The organism is Bartonella sp. MR100HLJHH (assembly GCF_042194215.1).
Classification (GTDB): domain Bacteria; phylum Pseudomonadota; class Alphaproteobacteria; order Rhizobiales; family Rhizobiaceae; genus Bartonella; species Bartonella grahamii.
In genome coordinates, this window is sequence record NZ_JBHIMR010000004.1 from 82,681 (window position 1) to 106,826 (window position 24,146).

Annotated in this window: 20 protein-coding genes; 11 read left to right on the forward strand and 9 right to left on the reverse strand. The window is 38.4% G+C overall.

What is annotated here, in order from left to right:
- Positions 1 to 250 precede the first annotated feature (250 nt).
- Entirely contained in the window at positions 251 to 2,446 is a 2,196-nt protein-coding gene (pnp, locus tag ACFIJ7_RS03645; RefSeq protein ID WP_375635994.1) for a polyribonucleotide nucleotidyltransferase, read from the forward strand.
- Between the two features lie 72 nt (positions 2,447 to 2,518).
- Positions 2,519 to 3,514, forward strand: coding sequence for a class I SAM-dependent methyltransferase (locus tag ACFIJ7_RS03650; protein ID WP_375635995.1), 996 nt, complete (start codon positions 2,519 to 2,521; stop codon positions 3,512 to 3,514).
- Between the two features lie 18 nt (positions 3,515 to 3,532).
- Here the strand turns inward: ACFIJ7_RS03650 and hslU are convergent, their stop codons facing one another.
- The gene (gene hslU / locus ACFIJ7_RS03655) at positions 3,533 to 4,843 is read right to left on the reverse strand and encodes an ATP-dependent protease ATPase subunit HslU (protein ID WP_375644640.1); all 1,311 of its coding nucleotides are present in this window, start codon (positions 4,841 to 4,843) and stop codon (positions 3,533 to 3,535) included.
- On the reverse strand, positions 4,844 to 5,425 hold the full coding sequence (gene hslV, locus ACFIJ7_RS03660) for an ATP-dependent protease subunit HslV (RefSeq protein ID WP_012754621.1): 582 nt from the start codon (positions 5,423 to 5,425) through the stop codon (positions 4,844 to 4,846).
- A 220-nt stretch (positions 5,426 to 5,645) separates the two neighbouring features.
- Here hslV and ACFIJ7_RS03665 point away from each other — a divergent pair, with 220 nt between their 5' ends.
- The 4 genes from ACFIJ7_RS03665 (at position 5,646) to ACFIJ7_RS03680 (ending at position 10,163) form a co-directional block, all read left to right on the forward strand.
- On the forward strand, positions 5,646 to 6,635 hold the full coding sequence (locus ACFIJ7_RS03665) for an asparaginase (RefSeq protein WP_012754620.1): 990 nt from the start codon (positions 5,646 to 5,648) through the stop codon (positions 6,633 to 6,635).
- Positions 6,636 to 6,756: 121 nt separating this feature from the next.
- Positions 6,757 to 7,755: a type I pantothenate kinase gene (gene coaA, locus ACFIJ7_RS03670; protein ID WP_012754619.1), complete on the forward strand. Its 999-nt coding sequence runs from the start codon at positions 6,757 to 6,759 to the stop codon at positions 7,753 to 7,755.
- A gap of 13 nt (positions 7,756 to 7,768) precedes the next feature.
- Positions 7,769 to 9,142: a M17 family metallopeptidase gene (locus tag ACFIJ7_RS03675; RefSeq protein WP_375644641.1), complete on the forward strand. Its 1,374-nt coding sequence runs from the start codon at positions 7,769 to 7,771 to the stop codon at positions 9,140 to 9,142.
- A 157-nt stretch (positions 9,143 to 9,299) separates the two neighbouring features.
- Entirely contained in the window at positions 9,300 to 10,163 is an 864-nt protein-coding gene (locus ACFIJ7_RS03680; protein WP_375639199.1) for an NlpC/P60 family protein, read from the forward strand.
- Positions 10,164 to 10,375: 212 nt separating this feature from the next.
- Here the strand turns inward: ACFIJ7_RS03680 and mutT are convergent, their stop codons facing one another.
- The 3 genes from mutT to ACFIJ7_RS03695 form a co-directional block, all read right to left on the reverse strand.
- Positions 10,376 to 10,789: an 8-oxo-dGTP diphosphatase MutT gene (gene mutT / locus ACFIJ7_RS03685; RefSeq protein ID WP_012754616.1), complete on the reverse strand. Its 414-nt coding sequence runs from the start codon at positions 10,787 to 10,789 to the stop codon at positions 10,376 to 10,378.
- A gap of 126 nt (positions 10,790 to 10,915) precedes the next feature.
- Positions 10,916 to 12,148, reverse strand: coding sequence for a bifunctional glutamate N-acetyltransferase/amino-acid acetyltransferase ArgJ (gene argJ / locus ACFIJ7_RS03690; RefSeq protein ID WP_375636000.1), 1,233 nt, complete (start codon positions 12,146 to 12,148; stop codon positions 10,916 to 10,918).
- A 131-nt stretch (positions 12,149 to 12,279) separates the two neighbouring features.
- Entirely contained in the window at positions 12,280 to 13,233 is a 954-nt protein-coding gene (locus ACFIJ7_RS03695) for a peptidylprolyl isomerase (RefSeq protein WP_273787784.1), read from the reverse strand.
- 435 nt (positions 13,234 to 13,668) lie between these two features.
- On the opposite strand from ACFIJ7_RS03695, the gene secA reads away from it, so the two are divergent.
- The 4 genes from secA (at position 13,669) to prmC (ending at position 18,977) form a co-directional block, all read left to right on the forward strand.
- Positions 13,669 to 16,386 carry a preprotein translocase subunit SecA gene (secA, locus tag ACFIJ7_RS03700; protein ID WP_375636001.1) on the forward strand — a complete coding sequence of 906 codons (2,718 nt, stop codon included), beginning with the start codon at positions 13,669 to 13,671 and terminating at the stop codon, positions 16,384 to 16,386.
- Complete coding sequence (locus ACFIJ7_RS03705) at positions 16,325 to 16,816, forward strand: Fur family transcriptional regulator (protein ID WP_026500203.1); 492 nt, start codon at positions 16,325 to 16,327, stop codon at positions 16,814 to 16,816. The genes secA and ACFIJ7_RS03705 overlap by 62 nt, the downstream gene beginning before the upstream one ends.
- A gap of 221 nt (positions 16,817 to 17,037) precedes the next feature.
- Entirely contained in the window at positions 17,038 to 18,114 is a 1,077-nt protein-coding gene (gene prfA / locus ACFIJ7_RS03710) for a peptide chain release factor 1 (protein WP_375644642.1), read from the forward strand.
- On the forward strand, positions 18,111 to 18,977 hold the full coding sequence (gene prmC / locus ACFIJ7_RS03715; protein WP_375644643.1) for a peptide chain release factor N(5)-glutamine methyltransferase: 867 nt from the start codon (positions 18,111 to 18,113) through the stop codon (positions 18,975 to 18,977). Before prfA ends, prmC begins: the two co-directional genes overlap by 4 nt.
- Here prmC and nrdF read toward each other — a convergent pair.
- From nrdF to nrdH, 4 genes are read right to left on the reverse strand one after another with little or no spacing between them, the layout of a single operon-like run.
- Positions 18,974 to 19,948 carry a class 1b ribonucleoside-diphosphate reductase subunit beta gene (nrdF, locus tag ACFIJ7_RS03720; RefSeq protein WP_012754609.1) on the reverse strand — a complete coding sequence of 325 codons (975 nt, stop codon included), beginning with the start codon at positions 19,946 to 19,948 and terminating at the stop codon, positions 18,974 to 18,976. The genes prmC and nrdF overlap by 4 nt on opposite strands.
- Before the next feature lie 11 nt (positions 19,949 to 19,959).
- Complete coding sequence (nrdE, locus tag ACFIJ7_RS03725; protein WP_375636004.1) at positions 19,960 to 22,110, reverse strand: class 1b ribonucleoside-diphosphate reductase subunit alpha; 2,151 nt, start codon at positions 22,108 to 22,110, stop codon at positions 19,960 to 19,962.
- The gene (gene nrdI, locus ACFIJ7_RS03730; RefSeq protein WP_375636005.1) at positions 22,092 to 22,490 is read right to left on the reverse strand and encodes a class Ib ribonucleoside-diphosphate reductase assembly flavoprotein NrdI; all 399 of its coding nucleotides are present in this window, start codon (positions 22,488 to 22,490) and stop codon (positions 22,092 to 22,094) included. Before nrdI ends, nrdE begins: the two co-directional genes overlap by 19 nt.
- A complete protein-coding gene (gene nrdH / locus ACFIJ7_RS03735) occupies positions 22,490 to 22,714 on the reverse strand; it encodes a glutaredoxin-like protein NrdH (RefSeq protein WP_375644644.1) in 225 nt (74 codons plus the stop codon). Before nrdH ends, nrdI begins: the two co-directional genes overlap by 1 nt.
- A 679-nt stretch (positions 22,715 to 23,393) precedes the next feature.
- On the opposite strand from nrdH, the gene ACFIJ7_RS03740 reads away from it, so the two are divergent.
- Positions 23,394 to 24,146, forward strand: coding sequence for an ABC transporter ATP-binding protein (locus tag ACFIJ7_RS03740; RefSeq protein ID WP_375636007.1), 753 nt, complete (start codon positions 23,394 to 23,396; stop codon positions 24,144 to 24,146).

Genomic DNA, 24,146 nt, shown 5'->3' on the forward strand with positions numbered 1-24,146 from the left:
AGAAAAATGGTGGTGGTGTTAAAAAAAACCGCCCATTTTTTCAACGTATTGCTTTTAATTAAAAAATTTAAAAACTGACAAGTTATTATGGGATAGGACTGCTCATCATTTTGCATTTAAGGCAGTTTACTTCTCTCTTCTCGTAACAAAGATAAAAAGTATGTTGTCCACCCCAGAGCTTGGAAATATGCTACGCAAAACCAGAATGTGAGCAATCAAAGATTTAAACACTGGTCATTAAGGATAAAAAATGTTCAAAACGCACAAGATAGAAATTGAATGGGCTGGGCGTCCTCTCACCCTTGAAACAGGGAAAATAGCACGTCAAGCTGATGGTGCAGTGATTGCTACCTATGGAGAAACTATTGTCTTAGCAACCGTTGTATCAGCCAAAAGTCCAAAACCAGACCAGGATTTTTTTCCACTCACTGTTAATTATCAAGAAAAATCCTATGCTGTTGGTAGAATACCTGGGGGCTATTTAAAACGTGAAAGTCGACCAAGTGAAAATGAAACTTTGGTTTCACGTTTGATTGATCGCCCAATTCGTCCCCTTTTCGTTGAGGGATATAAAAATGATACGCAAGTGATTGTTTCCGTTATACAGCATGATCTCGAAAATAATCCCGATATCCTTGCGATGATTGCATCTTCTGCTGCATTGACCCTGTCAGGTGTTCCTTTCATAGGGCCTATAGCTGGTGCCCGCGTTGGCTATTGTAATGGACAATATGTTCTCAATCCTCATATCGATGAAATGCCTGAATCAAAACTTGATCTTGTTGTTGCTGGAACAGAAAGTGCTGTTTTGATGGTTGAATCAGAAGCACAAGAATTACCGGAAGATATCATGTTGGGTGCTGTGATGTTTGGTCACAAAGGCCTTCAACCTGTCCTTGATGCCATTATAAAGCTTGCTGAAGTTGCTGCAAAAGATCCTCGTGATTTTGTTCCTGAAGATCTTTCTGAACTTGAAAAAGCAATGCAGAAAATGGCAGAACAGGATATACGAAAGGCTTACACAATTACTGATAAGCAAGAACGTTATGCTGCAATTGATGCACTAAAGACAGAAATCCTCAATAAATTTATGCCCGAAACAGAAGAAGACTGTAAGTTTAGTGCAGATCAAATTGCAACCGTATTTAAACAGTTGCAAGCAAAGATTGTTCGCGGGAATATTCTTGATACCCAAAAGCGGATTGATGGACGCAATCTTTCTACCGTGCGCCCTATCCAATCAGAAGTAAGTATTTTACCCCGCACACATGGATCAGCACTCTTTACCCGCGGAGAAACACAAGCTATTGTCGTTGCAACACTAGGAACTGGTGAAGATGAACAATATGTTGATTCCTTAACGGGAATGTATAAGGAAACATTCCTTCTCCATTACAATTTCCCACCATTTTCAGTGGGTGAAACGGGACGCCTTGGTTCTCCTGGTCGTCGTGAAATTGGACATGGCAAATTGGCATGGCGAGCAATTCACCCCATGTTGCCAACGAAAGAATCTTTTCCTTATACTATTCGTGCTGTCTCAGAAATCACTGAATCCAATGGATCTTCTTCTATGGCAACGGTTTGTGGGACCTCACTTGCTCTCATGGATGCCGGCGTTCCTTTAGCACGCCCTGTTGCTGGTATTGCTATGGGCTTGATTAAAGAAGGAGAACGCTTTGCTGTTCTATCTGATATTTTAGGGGATGAAGATCATCTTGGAGATATGGACTTTAAAGTCGCAGGAACAGAAAATGGTATTACTGCCTTGCAAATGGATATCAAAATTGATGGTATTACCGAAGAGATTATGAAAATCGCGCTTGAACAAGCCAAAGGTGGACGAATCCATATCCTCAATGAGATGGCAAAAGCTTTAACCAGTGCACGTGCTGAGCTGAGTGAATTTTCTCCACGAATCGAAGTTATGAATATTTCTGTCGATAAAATCCGTGATGTTATCGGCTCTGGTGGTAAAGTTATTCGGGAAATCGTGGAACAAACTGGAGCAAAAATTAATATTGAAGATGATGGTACCATTAAAATTGCTTCTGCTGATGCTAAAACCATTGAAGCAGCAAAACGCTGGATCCATTCTATTGTCGATGAGCCTGAAGTTGGTGCTATCTACCAAGGAACAGTTGTAAAAACTGCAGAATTTGGTGCATTTATAAACTTCTTTGGTTCTCGTGATGGACTCGTTCATATCTCTCAGCTTGCATCAGAACGCGTCACCAAAACAACCGATATTGTGAAGGAAGGTGACAAAGTTTGGGTTAAATTAATGGGCTTTGATGAGCGTGGAAAAGTTCGGTTATCAATGAAGGTTGTTGATCAAAAAACCGGAAAGGAAATCACCGGTGATAAAGTGATGAATGAAGAAAAGTGCGTGGATGAAAAAAAACAACCTGAAAATAAGCACCGCCGCAAGAAAAAAGAAGAGTAAGTTTTTCCTCTTATCGTATCATGAAATGCCATCCCAACATTGGAGTGGCATTTTTCTTTGAAAGAGTCATATGTGTTATTATTTTTGCCTTTTGAAAATCATGAACTCCCGTATCCTAATCCAAACCAATGTTGGTTAAGTTTCGGTTTAACAGAAATCCCAGCTCCAGAATGGGCACAGAATTTAAAAGTTATTACGCCTTGGCGACCAGATTTTTTAAAATTTGTCGATACTCAATTTCACTGCTCTCCTCAAATAGATAAAACCTTCAGCTATGATGGTGCATTTTTACATTTGAGCAAATATCGTGGTTTTAACCAAAATTGTTTTCTTGATTTATTAGAATGCGTTAAACCCAATGGATGGATTGTAATCAGTGGGAATAAAACTGCTGGTGCTGCTTCAATGATGAAGTGGGTCAAAACAATTGTTCCCATCACCAACAAATTGTCTAAAAATCACGGTCTTGTATTTTGGTTGCAAGTTCCTCAACAAATTGAGAGACATAACATTGCACAATTGCGCTCACCACCGCTCACTTTTGGTAAATTTCAAACCACTTCTGGTATGTTCTCACACGGACGTATTGATCCAGGATCCGCTGCACTTGCTTCTTATATGCCCAAAGTTATTTCTGGAAAAACGGCTGATTTTGGTGCTGGATGGGGCTATCTTTCTCACGTTGCGCTTGAAAGAAGTGAAAAACTCACCGCTCTCGACCTTTATGAAGCAGACTACAACGCTTTGAGAGCGGCAAAACAGCACCTTAAATCCATAACAGCTCCTTTTTCAATTCATTTTTATTGGCACGACCTTGTGCATGAACCTATCACAAATCTGTATGACACAATCATTTCAAACCCACCGTTTCACACGCAACAAACGACAGATATTTCATTAGGAAAAAATTTTATTATAAATGCTGCAAAGTGCCTAAAACCAAGCGGCAGCCTGCTTTTTGTTGCAAACCGCCACCTGCCTTATGAAACATTATTAAAAAATATTTTCCGCACAGTGTTGATACATGAACAAGCCCATGGTTTCAAAATTATCGAAGCGCGCAGATAAAGAAAAAAAGCGATAACTCTAAAGAATAAAACGTGAAAGATCGATATCAGCAGCAAGCTCGCCAATAGATTTTCTCACATAAGCGGCATCAATTGTAAAGGATGTTCCAGCTTTATCAGGTGCCGTGAAAGAAATTTCATCCAAAACGCGCTCCATCACTGTTTGCAAACGACGTGCCCCTATATTTTCAATCCTTGCATTTAAATCTACAGCAATATCTGCTAAAGCATCAATTGCATCATCGGTAATTTCCAAATGAACCTCTTCTGTTGCCATAAGAGCAATATATTGTTTAATCAAACTAGCTTCTGGTTCCGTTAGAATACGCCGTAAATCTTCTCTTGTTAAAGGGTTTAGCTCCACACGAATGGGCAAACGTCCTTGAAGTTCCGGTAATAAATCAGATGGCTTAGAAACATGAAATGCACCTGAGGCAATAAAAAGAATATGATCTGTTTTGATTTGCCCATATTTTGTACTAACCGTTGTTCCTTCAACCAAAGGCAAAAGATCACGTTGAACGCCCTCACGCGAAACGGCAGCACTGGCTCCACCATCCCTAGTTGCAATTTTATCAATCTCGTCAATAAAAACAATCCCGTCATTTTCAGCAACACAAAGCGCTTCTTGAATAATTTGATCCTGATCAAGGAGTTTTTCAGATTCATCATCAATAAGCGGCTTAAAAGCATCCCTTACTGTCGTCTTACGAACTTTTGTACGACTACCCATTTTGCCCAAAATATCTGATAAATTCATAATACCCATTTGTGCCCCAGGCATACCAGGAATATCAAAGGTTGAAGCACTATTGCTATTATTATCGGCGACTTCAATTTCAATCTCTTTCTCATCCAATTCACCTTCACGCAATTTTTTGCGAAAACTATCACGGGTAGCGGGACTGGCTGTTTTACCAACAAGGGCGTCTAAAACGCGCTCTTCAGCATTCACGTGAGCCTTTTCTTTTATTTCATCCCGTTTCTTTTCACGCACAAGAGAAATGGCAATTTCAACAAGATCTCGAATAATTTGCTCAACATCACGTCCCACATAACCAACTTCAGTAAATTTAGTCGCTTCTACTTTAACAAAGGGTGCTCCAGAAAGTTTTGCTAATCGACGTGCAATACCAGTTTTACCAACACCTGTTGGCCCTATCATTAAAATATTTTTTGGCATAACTTCTTCACGCATCGGCTCATCAAGCTGTTGTCTACGCCACCGATTGCGCAGTGCGATAGCTACAGAGCGTTTGGCATCATTTTGGCCAATAATAAAACGATCAAGTTCAGAAACAGTCTCACGAGGGGAAAATACAACACACATTTAAATAGCTTTCTCTAAAGAAGATAATTCTGCATCCAATGTTTCAATCGTAAAATGATCATTGGTGTAAACACAAATTTTAGCGGCAATAGCCATAGCTTTACGAGCAATAGTTTCTGCATCCAAATCCAAGTCCATGAGTGCACGCGCTGCTGAAAGAGCAAAATTTCCTCCAGAGCCAATTGCCATAACCCCATCTTCTGGTTCTAAAACATCACCAAGCCCTGTTAGAGCCAAAGTTACTTTCTTATCAGCCACGAGCATCATTGCTTCGAGACGACGCAAATAGCGGTCTGTTCGCCAATCTTTTGCAAGTTCTACACATGCACGCATAAGCTGATCAGGATATTGCTCAAGCTTTGTTTCCAATCTTTCCAGTAATGTGAAAGCATCTGCCGTAGCACCTGCAAAACCAGCAATAACCACTCCGTTCTTTCCAAGACGACGCACTTTACGTGCATTACCTTTCATAATTGTCTGCCCAAGAGAGACCTGACCATCACCGGCCATCACGACTTTTCCACCTTTTCGTACCGTAATAATTGTTGTACCATACATTATGTCTGGCTTATGTTCTGTCATAAGGAGACTCCTTAATATTAACTTTACTTTTTAATATTGATTTCTTTTCATACAATGTAAAACTCAACTACTATTGTCCTATTTAAGAACATATACAGCAAAACACAATGATTCAGCATAACTCAATTTGTTGAAAATGGAAAAATGATATCATTGTTGTCAATGTAAATTACTGCTAAATAGCTTTATATAAACAGTTTGTGCCTTTTAGAGGAAAATTATGAAAAAAATAGCCATAGGGACCTTAGGTGGAACAATTGCAATGACTGCTGATCGTTTTGGTCACATGCAACCGACTTTAACTTCAGATAACCTCATAAAAAGTGTTCCTGATTTAAATAACGTTGCTGATATTCATGCACAAACATTAATGCAAATACCAAGTGGATCTTTATCGTTTCAAATTCTTTTTGAAATAATCGAGTGGGCAAAACAACAAATAAATGCTGGTGCAGAAGGTATTGTTTTAACACAAGGGACTGATACTCTGGAAGAAACAGCTTTTTTTCTTTCTCTTTATTGGAAGGAAGCTGAACCACTCATCATAACCGGCGCTATGCGCATGCCTCATGAAGCAGGCGCAGACGGCCCCGCCAATATTTTAGCAGCCACTCGTGTCGCAGCAGCCCCACAAAGTCGTAACAGGGGCGTTCTTGTTGTCATAAATGATACAATTCATTCACCTTATTGGCTCTATAAAAGCCATACCGTCAAAGTCGAAACATTTCAATCAGGTCTTGCAGGTATTTTAGGAACTATTTTAGAGGGAAAACTTATTTATTTCAATGATCAAAAGCTTTTTCCGACGACGTTTGATCTTCCCCAAAACCACGATCATCAAATTGCACTCCTCTATTCCTCTTTATCATCTGATGCACAATTAATGAAGCTATGCCTTGAAAGTGGGTATTATGCTGGAGTTGTTATTGCTGGTTTTGGTGCAGGACACTGTAGTTTTCAAGAAGCAGACCTTGTACAACAATATGCACAAAAAATACCAATCATTATTGCTAGTCGTTGTTGTAATGGCTCAACAACTCGTATAACTTATGGCTATAAAGGCTCAGAAATCGATATGATTGCTTCTGGTGCTCTCATGTCTGGTTATTTATCAGCCGTAAAAGCGCGTCTACTTTTATGGGCTTTTTTAGCGCAAGGGCACTCATTAGCACAAATCCGTGCAAACTGGAATGACTGGACTATAAGTTAATGAAAAATGATCTATTATCTTAAAGAAGAGAGCATGCAAAACAAAATTTATTTGAAAATCAAGCCGCTCATCTGTCCAATTTTAATCGATTGCTGCGGCAAAAAATTCTCGACCAATACAAATGATTGATACGATTATACAAAAAATTAATCAGGAAGATAATCTGGTCAAATGCGTTTCTGACCGATATTCACCCTATCGTGTTTTTACTGCACAAGAATGGTCAGAGTTTCGTGCAGACACACCTCTTACTTTGACTTTTGATGAAATTAAGCGTTTGCGCTCTATTGATGATCCTATCGATCTTAAAGAAGTCCAACGCATTTATCTTTCTTTATCGCGTTTGTTATCATGCCATGTTGAAGCAGTACAGGAACTTTTTCACAAACGTCAGCAGTTTCTCCATCAAGAAGAGAGTAGAAAAACGCCCTTTATTATTGGAATTGCTGGTTCTGTAGCAGTAGGAAAATCAACCACGGCTCGCATTCTTCAAGAACTGTTGAAACGATGGACATCTAGTCTTAAAGTTGATCTGATCACAACGGATGGTTTTCTCTATCCTAATGCAATCTTACAGCAAAAAAATCGTATGAATCGTAAAGGATTTCCTGATTCCTATGACATTAAAAAATTGCTGTGCTTTCTTTCGGCTATAAAAGCAGGTATCGGAAATGTCCGTGCCCCGCTTTACTCACATATGACTTATGATGTTCTAGAAAATCAGACAATTACCATTGACCGTCCTGATATTTTAATTGTTGAAGGTATTAATGTATTACAGGTCAGTGATCTTCCTAAAGATGGAAAAGCTATTCCTTTCGTATCAGATTTTTTTGATTTTTCAATCTATGTCGATGCCGAAACAGAAGTCATTCGTCACTGGTATTTAGAGCGCTTTAAACGTTTGCGTAAAACAGCTTTTCAAAATCCTGAATCCTATTTTCATCGTTATGCCCTGCTCAGTGAAAAAGAAGCCTCAAAAATCGCTGAGGATCTTTGGCAAACAATTAATTTAAAAAATTTACAAGAAAATATATTGCCAACACGACCACGATCCAATCTCATTCTACGAAAAGGAAAAAATCATTTGGTCGAGTATGTCGCACTTAGACGACTATAAGGATCTCATAACTATGCAGCATTATCACATTCATTTTACCTCAACGCGTATCGATAACAGTTGCCCTATCATCTTGGTAAACCAAAGAACTCTTGCCAACTTATCACTTGATGCGTCAACAACAGCATGGATAAAAGTTAATGACTTTACTGGTAAAGCAGGACAAATACTCTTTGTTCCTCACGAAACGGGGCATTTAAAAAAAGTTTTATTTGGAATTGGAAATGGGAACGATCCCTTTATCACAGGACTGCTTGCTCAAAAACTTCCTGCTGGTCAATGGCATTTAGAAGGTACGACCTCTGATGAAATAAATGCCTATCTTGGATTAGCATTCGGTAGCTATCAATTTAATCGCTATCGTCAAAATTCTTCTTTCAAATCATTGTCTATCCATGTCAATGAGGCCGTTGATCTTAATGAACTCCAACGAATTTATGAGGCTGTCTTTTTTGTCCGTGATCTCATCAATATTCCAGCCAATGATATGACCCCTGATGCTCTCGAAAAAGAAGCACGAAAACTAGGAAAAACCTACGGTGCTCATGTCCAAAGTATTTGTGGAGATGATCTCTTAACCCATAATTTTCCGATGATTCATGCCGTAGGACGAGCAGGCAGTACTGCACCGCGACTGATTGAGTTACACTGGGGGCAAGAACATCATCCTAAAATAACGTTGGTAGGCAAAGGGGTAACTTTTGATACGGGAGGACTCGATATTAAATCAGCCAATAACATGTTGCTTATGAAAAAAGACATGGGGGGTGGAGCAAACGTTTTGGGATTGGCTAAACTTATCATGGATGCCAAATTGCCTTTCCGTCTACGTATTTTGATTCCAGCTGTAGAAAATGCAATTTCTGCGAATGCTTACCGACCAAGTGATATTCTCAAAAGTCGTAAAGGCTTAAGTGTTGAAGTAGGTAATACAGATGCTGAAGGGCGACTTGTCCTTGCCGATGCGCTCGCCTATGGTGATGAAGAAAGTCCACAATTCATGCTTTGTATGGCTACTTTAACAGGGGCAGCGCGTATAGCATTAGGACCAGATCTCCCCGCATTTTATTGCAATGATTCAATATGGGCACAACAAATCTCTGAATCTGCTCACGCTGTTTTTGATCCTCTTTGGCAAATGCCCCTTTGGAAACCTTACCAAGAGATGTTATCATCACCAATTGCTGATCTTAACAATGTAACTGGAAATAGCTTTGCTGGCTCTATAACGGCTGCTTTATTTCTTAATTCTTTTGTTGAAAAAGCTGAACATTTTGCGCATTTTGATCTTTATGGATGGGTTCCAAAAGAAAAACCAGGATACCCTATTGGTGGATCAGCACAAACTATTCGTGCCCTTTATAATATTTTTAAAAATGAAGTTTGACACACAATATCCACAAAGATAGACAATTTTACATCCTAAAGAATAATTGCAATCGTCTTAAACTGTGTCCTTAGTTTTGTTTGAGGATAAAAAACTTACCAATAGAGTTTTCATGAGTTTGTTTAAAAGTAAGAAGTAACAAAATGGAAGCAAAAAGATGACCTCTAAAGACCCAAGGCTTTATGCATTCAGAGATGATCTAGCGGATCAACGTCTTGAAACAGAAATTACAGCCCAGCGCTTTGTTCAAGGTGAAAAAAAACGTGTTAATACAGCGGTCGCTGGACTTTTTAAAGAAAATAGTAAAAAAAGTGAAAGACAAACAGAATGCTTATTGGGAGAAGAACTTCTCATTTTTGAACAAGGGGAAACGATGTCGTGGGGGCAATCCCTTAAAGATGGTTATGTTGGTTATATTGATACAACAGCCCTTTGTACATCAACTATAAAACAAACGCATATAGTTTCAGTCCCACGTACATTTAAATATTCACACGCTGACTTACGTGGACCAATAGTGTCTCCGTTATCTATGGGAAGCAAAGTCAGTGTTGTTGATGAAATTGAAGTCCGTGACACAATGTATTCTATTCTTGAAAATGGAACAGCAATCATTACGAGCCATCTCAGCCCCATTGGACGTGTATACGAAGATTATGTCACAGTTGCAGAAACCTTTATCCGTACACCTTATCTTTGGGGTGGTGTCAGCGGTTTTGGAATTGATTGTTCGGGACTCATTCAACTCTCTATGATGATGACTGATCAAATAGTTTTACGTGACACCGATATGCAGCAAGAAACTATAGGCAGTCCTCTTACAGATACTGATAAACTTCAACGAGGCGATTTAATTTTTTGGAAAGATCATGTTGCTATTATGGTTGATCATGAAAATATTATTCATGCAAATGGTTTTTCCATGGACGTTATGATCGAGCCATTAGAAGAGGCAATTACGCGTATAGCTAAAAAAAATCAATATCCCATCGCAAAACGTCGTCCAATGCAAGAAACTTAATACATGCCTCCTATAAAAAATAATATCTTTCTCATATTATTTATATTTCTCGTTTATATACTTATTTATGGAGATTTTTTCTTTATCTCTCATATTTGAAATGAAAAAAAATTACGACTCTGGACTTTTACATTCAACATAAAAATTATAAATTATCATTTTAAATCAATATATTGAATTATATTTAAACAATGTTTTCTTCTTATAACACATTAAAGAAGATGATTTTTCAATACCTGAACCAATGGTTTATCAGCATCAGGCATAGGGTATTTATCAAGATCATTAACAAAAACCCATTCTAAATTTTGCCCCTCTCGTCCTTGCGCAACTCCCTCATAATGATAACAAAGATACAACGGCATCAAGAGGTGAAATGTTGCATAGCTATGGCTTGCAAACGTTAAAGGTAATAAATTATTTGCCTGAACATACACACCAAGCTCTTCTTCTAGTTCACGAATCAATGAAATTTCTGGAGTTTCACCTTGCTCAACCTTTCCACCAGGAAACTCCCATAAACCAGCCAGCGATTTTCCTTCAGGACGCTTGGTAAGCAAAACACGATTATTTTGATCTAACAGTGCACATGCAACAACAAGAAGAAGGGAACTTTTTATACACATATCACTCTCCAATGAGAATATAAAGATAACTGTCTCTTTCTAGTATATTCCCTTACCTCAAAAAGAACTCACATATCTCATTCTCTTAAAAAAATAATCGGCAGTTAAATATAGAGAGTGCATCCTTTAACTTCTGTAATCACTATTGATCATAACGTACTCTTTTGTTAAATCGCAAGACCAAACCGTCGCCGTGCTCTTACCTAAACCGATATCAACACGAATTGTGATGTGCTTACCTTGCATATAAGTACCTATTGTCTCTTCACAATACTCAGGATCTCGTACGCCATTCACGGCCACACGATGCTCACCAAACCAAATCGTCAATAGATCACGATCGACTTCAACACCGGCCTTCCCAACTGCCATAACGACCCGCCCCCAATTCGCATCTTCACCAGCAATAGCCGTTTTTACGAGCGGTGAATTTGCAATTGATAAAGCAATAGTTTTAGCTGCATTGTTTGTTGTAGCCCCCATCACATTAACCTCAATTAAATGACGAGCACCTTCGCCATCACAAACAACTTGTAGTGCAAGTTCATGCAAAAGTGCACTCAATTGTTTCACAAAAACTCCATAACGCGGATCAGATTTACTTGTAAGACATGGGAAATGTTCTTTTCCTGTCGCAAACAACATAAGCGTATCTGAAGTTGAGGTATCGCTATCAACAGTAATTGAATTGAAAGAACCCTCAACTGCCTCTGATAACATGGATTGGAGTACATCCGAAGAAATAGTAGCGTCACTAACCACAAACGACAGCATTGTCGCCATATCGGGTGCAATCATACCAGCACCTTTTGCAATCCCGTTAATGGTGACAGTCTCGCCTCCACAATCAAATCTGCGTGTAGAAAGTTTTGGAAATGTGTCCGTTGTCATTATGGCTTTTGCAGCTTCCAACCAATTTCCCTCTTCTGCTGTCTCTGCCATAGTTGGTAAAAGATTCACAACGCAAGAAGCATCCATTGGCTCACCAATAACCCCCGTAGAAGCTATAAAAATTTCATCTCCTCTAACCTTTAAAGCGTTCGCTGCTGCACAGATGATTTCATTGGTTGTGTGCTTTCCTTTGCTTCCTGTAAAAGCATTTGCATTTCCAGAATTCACAACAACACCCCTCGCAACCCCATGAGGAAGCGATGCACGACAATGCTCTACAGGAGCAGATGGACATTTTGAACGGGTAAAAACACCGGCCACACTCACTGGCTTATCGAATATGATGAAAAGAAGATCTGTACGATCTTTATATTTAATCCCAGCTTCAGCTGTTGCTATCCGTACCCCAGATAAGGGAGAAAGCTCCTGGATCTTTTGAGGCGATAAAGGAGAAATTTTCAAAACCACAATATGCTTTCTGTAAAAACAAATGAAATGATTGCAGATCAATAACCTCTCATAGAAAACTGCTAGGCTTTTTGAACAAAACTAACCTAGCAAATTATCTATTAAAGAGGCTATCCACTTATTTTTCCTAGCTATTCCGTATCTTCTTCATCTGATGTCTCATCGGGAAGTAGCGTCCCATTTTGATGAAGCGATTCCATGATTTTTGTAACATTAGGATCAGGGTATTTCACATCCATCTTGCTACGCAAATCAACAATCAGTTCTTGATAGCGCTTTTTTATCAGCTGTGTCCGCAACATCTCTTTAACATCATCAAATGCAGGAGGTTGTTTCAAACGACGATCTTCTAATTTAATAATATGCCAACCAAAAGGACTTTCAACGGGTTGTTTAGTGTATTCGCCAATTTTCAAACCAAATGCAGCATCTTCAAAAGGCTTGACCATTTGACCATGGCTAAAATAACCAAGATCACCCCCAACGGCAGCAGAACCATCTGTTGAACTTTTCTTTGCAATCTCTTCAAAATTTTCGCCTTTATTTAAATGCTTAATGATAGCTTCTGCTTCTTTTCTCGTTTTGACCAAAATATGACGCGCTTTAACCTCATCTTCTTTAGGTAAAGCAGCGACTTCTTGCTTATAAAGAGCTTCCAAATCAGTATCCGAGATTTTGTCAACAATCGCCTGTTTAAAATAAAGCTGTTGAAGAACATTGTCACGCATGACTGCCATACGTTTATCGTAAGCTTCTGTCTTATCAAGACCTTTGCTTCTTGCTGCTTTTGCAAGTGCCTGCATATCTAAATAAGCTTTTAGAACCATCATACGGCGTTGTTCATCAGGAAAACGTGCTAAATTAGGATTTATTTCAAGCGCTAAATCATCCAATTGGCCTGCTGTAATATTTTTCCCATCAATAACCGCCATAACATGAGAAGGAGAAACGGCTTTTTCAGAAGCTTTCTCCAAAGTCTTTAAATCATTCGACGATGAATTCAAACCTTCTTGGGCTCTCACCCCTAAACTTGTACTTGCCAATAAAGTTGATGCTAAAAAAAGCGTGATAAAGTTAAATTTCATAAATATACTCCTTAAAAATGAAGGCAGGTTCAAGATTCCAATTTTCTTTACCATAACACTTTAACCTTTAAACATAGAGAAATAAATTAGTAATTTTATTTTAAAAAAGTATAAAATTGTCCTTTTATCTGAGTTGCTCCAATCCTATCTAATGCAGATGAAAAACACGATAATAGAGAAAAATGACATATTGTATCTTAAATTACTTTGTATTGTATCAGTTAAATAGCGTACCTAAAGTTGACATAGAGCGCTTAGCCTCTTATCTCTACTTTACAATTAAAGTGAAAAATTGCACACCAACAAGTATAATGGTACTATCTGCATTTCATGATGTCTCTAATCATATCAGATAACTTGAAGAAAATGTAGAGTATGGGGAAAGCGTATGAATTACCCAACAAGAGTGACAACAATTAAAAGAAAGGGCCAGAGATGGTCAGTTTAGGTGTTTTTGCCCGTAAGTTTTTTGGTTCAGCTCATGAGCGACGTCTCAAAGCACTCCGCCAAAAAGTTGCACAAATTAATGCTTTGGAAGAACAATTTGTAAAATTAAGTGATGAGCAGCTTTGCCAAAAAACAGATGCCTTTCGTAAACGTCTTAGTGAAGGTGAAAGTGTTGATTTGCTCTTACCAGAAGCTTTCGCAACTGTTCGTGAAGCCGCAAAACGTGTTTATGACATGCGTCCTTTTGACGTGCAACTTATTGGTGGAATGGTCCTTCACGACTGTGGCATAGCTGAAATGCGTACTGGTGAAGGTAAAACATTAATGGCAACTTTACCAATTTATCTCAATGCATTGGAAGGTAAAGGCGTTCATGTTGTGACAGTAAATGATTATCTCGCCAGTCGTGATGCTGAAACAATGGGGAAAATTTTTAGTTTTCTAGGGCTTACAACAGGTGTGATTCTTCATGATCTTGATAGTGATGCCCGCCGAGAGGCCTATGCATGCGACATCACCTATGCCACAAATAATGAACTAGGTTTTGATTATTTGCGTGATAATATGGCCTTCGATCGTAGTCAAATGGTCCAACGTGGACATCATTACGCAATTGTTGATGAAGTTGATTCGATTCTTATTGATGAAGCCCGTACACCCCTTATTATTTCTGGTCCTCTAGAAGATCGTACTGACTTCTATAATCTTATTGATACATTTATTCCTGCCTTAACTCCAGAAGACTATGAAATAGACGAAAAACAAAAAACAACGACTTTTACCGAAGTTGGTACTGAAAAAATTGAAAAAATGCTCGAACAAGCTGGACATCTTAAAGGTGAAAGTCTTTATGACATAGAAAATGTCGCTATCGTTCATCATGTCAATAATGCTCTAAAAGCTCATAAACTGTTTGCTCGCGATAAAGATTACATTGTTCGCAATGATGAAATCGTTATTATTGACGAATTTACAGGGCGAATGATGCCTGGGCGACGTTATTCTGAAGGACTTCATCAAGCGTTAGAAGCTAAGGAGCATGTTGCTATTCAACCAGAAAACCAGACACTTGCTTCCATCACTTTCCAAAATTACTTCCGTATGTATAGAAAATTATCTGGAATGACTGGAACTGCAACAACAGAAGCCGAAGAATTCAGAAATATTTATGGTCTTGACGTTGTCGAAGTCCCTACAAATTTGCCAATACAACGTATTGATGAAGATGATGAAATTTATCGAACAGCAGAAGAGAAATATCGGGCAATTGTGCGTGATATCCGTCAAGCACATGAAAAAGAACAGCCTATTCTTGTTGGAACAACCTCTATTGAGAAATCAGAACAATTGGCAGAGCGTTTGCGAAAAGAAGGCATTACCGATTTTAGAGTCTTAAATGCTCGCTATCACGAACAAGAAGCATACATCATTGCGCAAGCAGGAGTTCCTAGAGCTCTCACCATCGCAACCAACATGGCAGGACGCGGTACGGATATACAGCTTGGTGGTAATGTTGAAATGCGCATCCGACAAGAGTTACAGGATATCCCCGAAGGTCCAGAGCGGACAGCTAAAATTGAAGAAATAAAAAAAGATGTTCAGAAGCTTAAAGACAAAGCTTTAGCGGCTGGTGGTCTTTACGTCATTGCAACGGAACGTCATGAAAGCCGTCGTATTGATAACCAGCTTCGTGGACGTTCTGGTCGCCAAGGCGATCCAGGTCGCTCAAAATTCTTTCTCTCTCTTCAAGATGATCTTATGCGTATCTTTGGCTCCAATCGTATGGATGGTATGCTGCAAAAACTTGGATTGAAAGAAAATGAAGCTATTATCCATCCATGGATTAATAAAGCCCTTGAAAAAGCACAAAAAAAGGTCGAAGCACGAAACTTTGAAATTCGTAAAAATCTGCTAAAATATGATGATGTCATGAATGATCAGCGCAAGGTTATTTTTGAACAGCGTATGGAGATCATGAACGCAGATGATTTATCAGAAATGATCCTTGAAATGCGCAATGAAGTCGTAGAGGATCTCGTAGAGGCTTATATTCCATCAGGGACATATTCTGAAAAATGGGATGTAAAAACTCTCGAAGAAGAACTTCAACAACTCTTTAATCTTGAGCTTCCAGTAGAAGAGTGGGCAAAAGAAGATGGAATTGCCGAGGAGCAAATTTTGGAGCGTGTATCAGATGCTGTTACAAAACTTGAAAATGAACGTACTGAACGCTATTCTCCAGAGGTTATGGCTTATTTTCACAAGGCAGTATTGCTCGAAACTATTGACACGTTATGGCGTGAACATCTGGTGAGTTTAGACCATTTGCGTTCTGTTGTTGGTTTTCGTGGTTATGCGCAGCGGGATCCGCTCAATGAATATAAGACAGAATCTTTTGAACTCTTTCAAAGTATGTTGAGAAATTTGCGCCGAATTGTCACTTCTAAGCTTATGCGCTTTGAAATCATTCAACAACCTACAGAACCGATCATGCCTGAGCAAACTGATGCTACTTCTTCTGTCTTTAATGATCAAAGTCAAGAAAATGCTCCCACCTTATGGGCACGATCACAAGAAAATAGATTTGTTAATCCACAAGATCGTGACCCTAATGATATAACCACATGGGGAAAAGTTGGACGTAATGAGCGTTGTCCTTGCGGTTCAGAGAAAAAATACAAACACTGTCATGGAGCCTTTGTTTGAAAAGCAAACTATGAAAATGAATAAAAAGCGAAATTATGAGCAAGAATTGCGCACAGCTGGTTTAAGAGTAACACGTCAACGACGAGTTATTCTTGATATTTTGACTGACACAAATGACCATCCCAATGCATTTGAAATTTTTCAGCGTGCAAACAAAATAGATTCGAGTATTTCACTCTCAACTGTTTATCGAACCATGAAAACATTAGAAGGAAATGGAACAATTCATCGCCATAGCTTTAGTGGTGGTCCATCTCGTTTTGAGCAAGCAGATGGTCAACATCATGATCATCTCATTGATATAGAAACAGGACAAGTTATCGAGTTTCATTCTGATGTTATTGAAAAGCTTCAAGAGGAAATTGCAAAGTCCCTTGGCTATGATATTATTCATCACCGCCTTGAACTTTACGGAAAAAAAAACTCTTAAAAAAGTGATTATATATCATTAGATAAAATACCTCAGGTAAATCGAGTTTTATAAAAATTTACCTTTAAGATATAATAGTTTCCATTGGCAAAAAAAAATTTTGCTCTATTACCCCTTTTTGTATGATGCTATACGGTAATTCATTGTCAGTATTATAACAAAAAATCATTGCAACAAAATATTATAAAAATTGTATTATGAAAAATTAGGCCAATATTATCATGGTTTCCTTGCCACAAGATCGTATGAGACAGCTTGAAAAGCGCTTTGAAATAATTGAAAGCCAAATGACGACTAATCCAAATGCTGAAACATATGTCAAATTAGCTTCTGAATATGCAGAACTACAACCCGTTATTGCCTCTATACGCGCATTAAATGCTCTTTACAAAGAGATTACAGAATTAGAAACAATTATCAATGATAAACAAACAGACGTAGAGATGCGTAATCTTGCCCAAGAAGAGCTACCATTGTTATATAAAAAAGTAGAGCAATTTGAAAAAGAACTCCAGATTCTGCTTTTGCCTAAAGATGTTGCTGATGAAAAAAACGCTATTGTTGAAATTCGAGCAGGAACGGGTGGATCAGAAGCAGCACTTTTTTCCGGTGATCTTTTCCGTATGTATGAACGTTATGCCCATGCTCACCATTGGACAGTAGAAGTTATTTCACTCAGTGAGGGAGAAGTTGGCGGATATAAAGAGATTATTGCTACTATCTCAGGAAAAGGTGTCTTTTCTAAATTGAAATATGAATCAGGGGTTCACCGTGTGCAACGCATCCCCGAAACAGAAACCGGTGGACGTATCCATACATCTGCTGCTACCGTTGCAGTCCTTCCGGAGGCTGAAGAAATTGATATTGATATTCGCCCTGAAGATATTCGTATTGACACAATGCGTGCATCTGGAGCAGGAGGACAGCATGTTAATACAACGGATTCAGCTGTTCGTATCACGCATATTCCAACAGGAATTATGGTCGTACAAGCAGAAAAATCACAACATCAAAACCGAGCACGAGCCCTTCAAATTTTACGGGCACGCTTATTCGATATCGAACGACAAAAAGCGGAAAGTGAACGTTCAGCTTCTCGTAAAAGCCAAGTTGGTTCTGGTGATCGTTCAGAACGTATTCGTACCTATAATTTTCCACAAGGACGTGTCACGGATCACCGTATTAATCTAACCTTGTATAAGCTTGATCGCATTCTAGAGGGAGATCTTGATGAGCTTCTTCATGCACTCATCTCAGATCATCAAACAACACTGCTTATGGAAATGGATAATAATTGAGCGAATATTCTTTCAAGAATGTCATCCAACGAATGCAAGAAAAATTGCGCACGAAAGGAATTGCTGAAGCCGATCTCGATGCGAAAATACTCGTTGAATGGATAACAGGAATAAATGCTGCTGAAAGAATTTCTAAACCAGATATGCATCTGTCTTCTGAGCATATTATACAAATAGAACAGGCTCTACAACGGCGTATTGCAGGAGAACCCGTCTACCGTATTATAGGAGCACGAGAATTTTATGGTATATCTTTTGCATTGTCTCAAGAGACGTTAGAACCTCGTCCTGATACAGAAACGCTAATAGATCTTGTTCTCCCTTTTCTCCAAAAACAGGTCGAAAATTCGAGAAGAACAAGATTCCTTGATATGGGAACAGGAAGTGGCGCCATTGCCATTACACTCCTTAAACAAATTCCCCAATCCTATGCGGTGGCAGTCGATATTTCTGAAGATGCCCTTAAAACAGCGAAAAAAAATGCAAAAAACGCTGAAGTAGCACACCGCTTCACACCTCTTCTTAGCGACTGGTTTGATGCGGTCGCAGATCGCTTTGATTTCATTGTTTCTAATCCACCTTATATTCCCGCACAAGATATCGAAAAACTTGCAAAAGAAGTGCGCTTACATGACCCATTACGCGCCCTGATAGGAGGGGAAGATGGACTTGATTTTTATCGAAAACTCGCCCATGAAGCAGCCCACTACTTAAAAGAAAACGGCTATGTCGCTGTTGAAATTGGTTACTCTCAAGAAAATGAAGTCTGTAATTTATTTGAAAAAAATGGTTTTCAATGTTTAGAAGTGCGTAAAGATCTAAGTGGAATACCCCGCGCACTTCTATTTGCATGCAAACATTAAAATTCCCAATCATCATCCGTGGTAGCAACCGCCTTGCCAATGACATAAGAAGAACCTGCCCCTGAAAAAAAGTCATGATTTTCATCAGAGTTTGGTGATAAAGCTGCCAAAATAGCGGGATTAACACGACAAACCTCAGGGGGAAAAAGAGCTTCAAAACCTAAATTCATTAAAGCCTTGTTAGCATTATAATGAAGAAAAATTTTAACATCTTCTGTCAATCCAAGTGCATCATAAAGATCTTCAGTATATTTGCACTCGATATTATAAAGATCAAAGAGCAGGTTAAAAGCAAAATCTTTAATTTCTTTCTTTTTGGCTTCATCAAGCTTTGCAAAGCCCAATTGGAATTTATAACCTATATAATAACCATGGACTGCTTCATCACGAATGATTAATCGAATGAGATCTGCTGTATTGGTCAACTTAGCGCGACTGGCCCAATACATGGGCAAATAAAAACCAGAATAAAATAAAAAGCTTTCCAGCAAAGTCGAAGCAATTTTTTTCTTAAGTGGATCATTTGCTTCATAACGCTCAAGTACTAATCTAGCCTTTTTCTGCAAATGAATATTTTCTTCTGACCATCTAAACGCATCATCAACTTCTACCGTCGAACAAAGGGTTGAAAAAATAGAGGAATAAGAACGTGCATGAACCGCTTCCATGAAAGCAATATTCGTCAACACTGCCTCCTCATGCTCTGTTATTGCATCAGCCAGAAGCGAAATGGCTCCAACAGTATTTTGAATTGTATCTAAAAGCGTTAGTCCTGTAAAAACACGAATTGTTAATTTACGTTCTTCATCTGTTAAGCTTGACCATGAGGGAATATCATTGGAAAGTGGAACCTTCTCAGGTAACCAAAAGTTCCCAGTTAAGCGGTTCCATACTTCAAGATCTTTCTCATCATGTAATCTATTCCAATTAACAGCGCACACAACAGGATTTTTGGTTGTAATCTTTGTCATATGATGATCTCCTATAAACTGCACGAAACACAGCCATCAACTTCTGTTCCACTTAATGCTACTTGCCGTAATCGTACATAGTAAATACTCTTTATACCCTTTTTCCAGGCATAAATTTGTGCGCGGTTAATATCACGTGTGGTAGCGGTATCAGGAAAAAATAATGTCAATGAAAGACCTTGATCAACATGCTGTGTTGCTGCAGCATAGGTATCTATAATTTTTTCAGGACCAATCTCATAAGCATCTTGGTAAAAATTCAAATTCGTATTATCCATATAAGGAGCGGGATAATAAACGCGTCCAATTTTTCCTTCTTTGCGAATTTCAATTTTTGAAGCAATTGGATGAATAGAAGAAGTGGCATGATTAATATAGGAAATAGATCCCGTAGGTGGAACTGCCTGCAAATTACGGTTATAAAGCCCATACTCAATGACTAATTTTTTGAGTTCCTGCCAATCCTTTTGATCTGGGATAACAATATTGTTCCGTGCAAAAAGCTCTTGCACAAGCGCAAATTGCGGTTTCCATTCTTTTTCAATATATTTTTCGAAAAAACGTCCATCTGCATAAGCTGATTTTTCAAACCCTGCAAACATTTCTTGACGTTCACGTGCAATCAAATTGGAAGCCCGTATGGCGTGATATGTCACAATATAAAAATAGATATTGGTAAAATCTATCGCTTCTGGAGATCCATAATAGATCTGTTCACGCGCTAGAAACCCGTGCAAATTCATTTGTCCCAAACCAATCGCATGACTTTCAGCATTGCCTTTCGCAATGGAAGGCACACAGGCAATATTGCTCATATCCGAAACCGCAGTAAGGGCACGAACAGCAGATTCCACGGTCTGTCCGAAATCAGGACTTTCCATTGCTTTGGCAATATTCATGGATCCAAGATTACAGGATATATCACTTCCAATCGTGCGATAAGTTAAATCTGTCTCCAGTTCACTTGCCTCACTCACCTGCAAAATTTCTGAACATAAATTGCTCATACTTATGCGCCCAGCTATTGGGTTCGATCGATTAGCAGTATCCTCAAATAAAATATAGGGATAACCCGACTCAAATTGAATTTCCGCTAATGTCTGGAAAAAAACGCGTGCACTTATTTTCTTTTTACGAATCTTTGCATTATCAACAAAAGAACGATAATGCTCCGTTAAAGAAATATCGCTAAAGGGCTTACCTGTCACACGCTCGATATCATAAGATGAGAAGAGATACATATCCTCATTATTCCGTGCAAGCTCAAAAGTAATATCAGGAATAACGACACCAAGCGAAAGCGTTTTGATTCTAACTTTTTCATCAGCATTTTCACGCTTTGTATCCAAAAACTTCATAATATCTAAATGGTGAGCATGCAAATAAACAGCTCCAGCCCCCTGTCTTGCCCCAAGCTGATTGGCGTAAGAAAAAGAATCTTCCAAGAGTTTCATCACCGGTAAGACTCCTGAGGACTGATTTTCTATTTGCTTAATTGGTGCCCCAGCTTCCCGCAAATTCGTTAAACAAAGCGCCACACCTCCACCACGTTTTGAAAGCTGCAAAGCCGAATTAACCGAACGACCTATCGATTCCATATTATCTTCAACACGTAGCAAAAAACACGAAACCAATTCACCACGTTGTTTTTTCCCAGCATTTAAAAATGTCGGTGTTGCCGGCTGAAAACGTCCTGTAATAATTTCATCCACAAAACTTTCAGCAAGAGCTTTATTCCCTTGTGCCAAATATAAAGCTACAAGACAAACACGATCTTCATAACGTTCAAGATAACGTTTCCCATCAAAAGTCTTTAATGTATAGCTGGTATAGTACTTAAATGCGCCTAAAAAGGTAGGAAAACGAAACTTAAATGCATAAGCACGTTTAAAAAGCTTTTTAATAAAAGAAAAATCATAAAGCCCAAATAAAGCTTTTTCATAATAACCTTCTTCTATTAAGTAGTCTATTTTTTCCTTCAGGTTATGAAAAAAAACTGTATTTTGATTAACATGCTGAAGAAAATATTGCCGTGCGGCAAGCCTATCCATATCAAATTGAATATGACCATTTTCATCATAAAGATTAAGCATTGCATTCAGCGCATGATAATCAGTAATCTGATCCGATTTCTGCGATTGCCCTATACCAATTGTTTCCAAAATCTTTCCAATCCCTTTTTTACATAAATAACGTCTTCATCAGTTCCACGCAGCTCAAAACGATAAAGGCAAGGTACACAACATTTTTCAGCAATGATTTTACTTGCTAAATTATAATAACAACCAAAATTACGATTCCCACCACCAATGACACCACGAATTAATTTTCGGTTCTCAGCTTCATTAAGAAAATGGATAACGGCTTTCGGCACTGCTCCTCTTCCTTCACCATCTGCATATGTAGGAACAACCAGTACATAAGGTTCACCAACCAATGCAGAAGGCTTTCTTTTATCAATTTTGAAGAGTCGTTGACCAAGTTGCGAGACAAAATGTTCTGTATTACCCGTTGCACTCGAATAATAAACAATAAGCCCCATTAAGCACAAAGACCACTAATCATATCTGGTCTAAAACCAGACCAATGATTTTCACCACAAACAACGACAGGAACCTGACGATACCCCAGAGATTGAACAAAATTGTATGCTTGTTCATCACAAGAAATATCAACAACACGATAATGAATGCCTTTTGCATCAAAAGCGCGGCGTGTAGCATCACATTGGACACAAGATGGTTTGCTATAAATAGTGATCGACATTTTCTTCAACTTTCACAATTCCAAACAATCAACCCTAAAAGGTCAATCTAATAATTTTATAAGTACTCAAGAATAACAAAAAACAGAAATTGTACGCAAAACATGTGGTTACTTTCAAATAGTACACAGCTTCTTGAACATAACAGAATTCCTCATCAAATAACTTCAAAGACTATGATGAGAATAAGCGATTATTCTATAACTTAAATGGCAAAGCCCCCCAGTTATAAAACAATCTTTTGCTTGCATTACAATTCCCTCCTGCTGTCTAAAAACTAACGTTCTAAACTACCGTTTTTCAAGAGCTCTGTTTTACTCTTTTACGGCAAAAATCAATTACAAAAACGAAAGGAATCCTTCCAAAAGAGATCCTTCAGCAAAAACACTGCTATGCCCTTGGTCAATAAACTCTTTACAATAATGGAAATAACTTAGATACCAAACGAAACACACTAACACCCTCTCTTGTGCTTATTTAGAATCACCAATCATTTTGATACTATATATAGTATATACTCTCTCTCTTTCGTCAAGGTGAATTCAATTATTATTTTTAATTTTCCACGATCTTCACACTAAAATTTTCAGTCCTCAAAACTATGTAATAATATAACATTTTATTGACAAACGTTATATTATTACATAGTTTTCAAAATAATAAGCAACGATGGTAAAAAATATGGATCTGCACTTCAATAAGACAACATTAGGCTATGGAAATAGAATAGCAATAAAGAACTTTTCAGCAAAGTTAAAAGCTGGTTCATTGGTCGCAATAACAGGCGATAATGGCGCTGGAAAATCGACACTGCTAAAAGCCATCGCCGGATTGATTAAACCTCTTAAGGGAAAAATTACAAAACCAAAAAAAAGCCGTATTGCTTATCTTTCTCAGCAATGTGATGTAGATCAAACATTTCCAATTGATGTGAAAACGCTTGTAAAAACAGGACTGTGGTCTTTTTGTGGATTATGGAAAAGCCAGCGCCTTTATGATTCTAAGATTCAAAATGCGCTTGAAACGGTTGGGCTTACAGAACTAGCACCCCGTTCGCTTGAAACATTATCAGGCGGGCAATTACAACGCGCTCTTTTTGCACGTATCATTGTGCAAGATGCCAATATTATTTTGCTTGATGAACCTTTCAATGGTGTAGATCATAATACCCAAAAAGACCTTCTTACACTGATCACATACTGGCAACAGCAAGGACGCACAGTTCTTGCAGCACTCCATAACCCTCTCATCGTGCAAGAATTTTTCCCCCAAATGATTCAAATTAATCAACAAAACGCCTTTTATGGAAAAACAACACAGTTTTTTAACAACACTATTCATCACGTTATGCCACCTCTCACATCCAATTCTTTTCCTATTAGCGCACAAAAACAAAATCTTCCCATCAATGATCCTCTCTTTCTTAGGTTATAA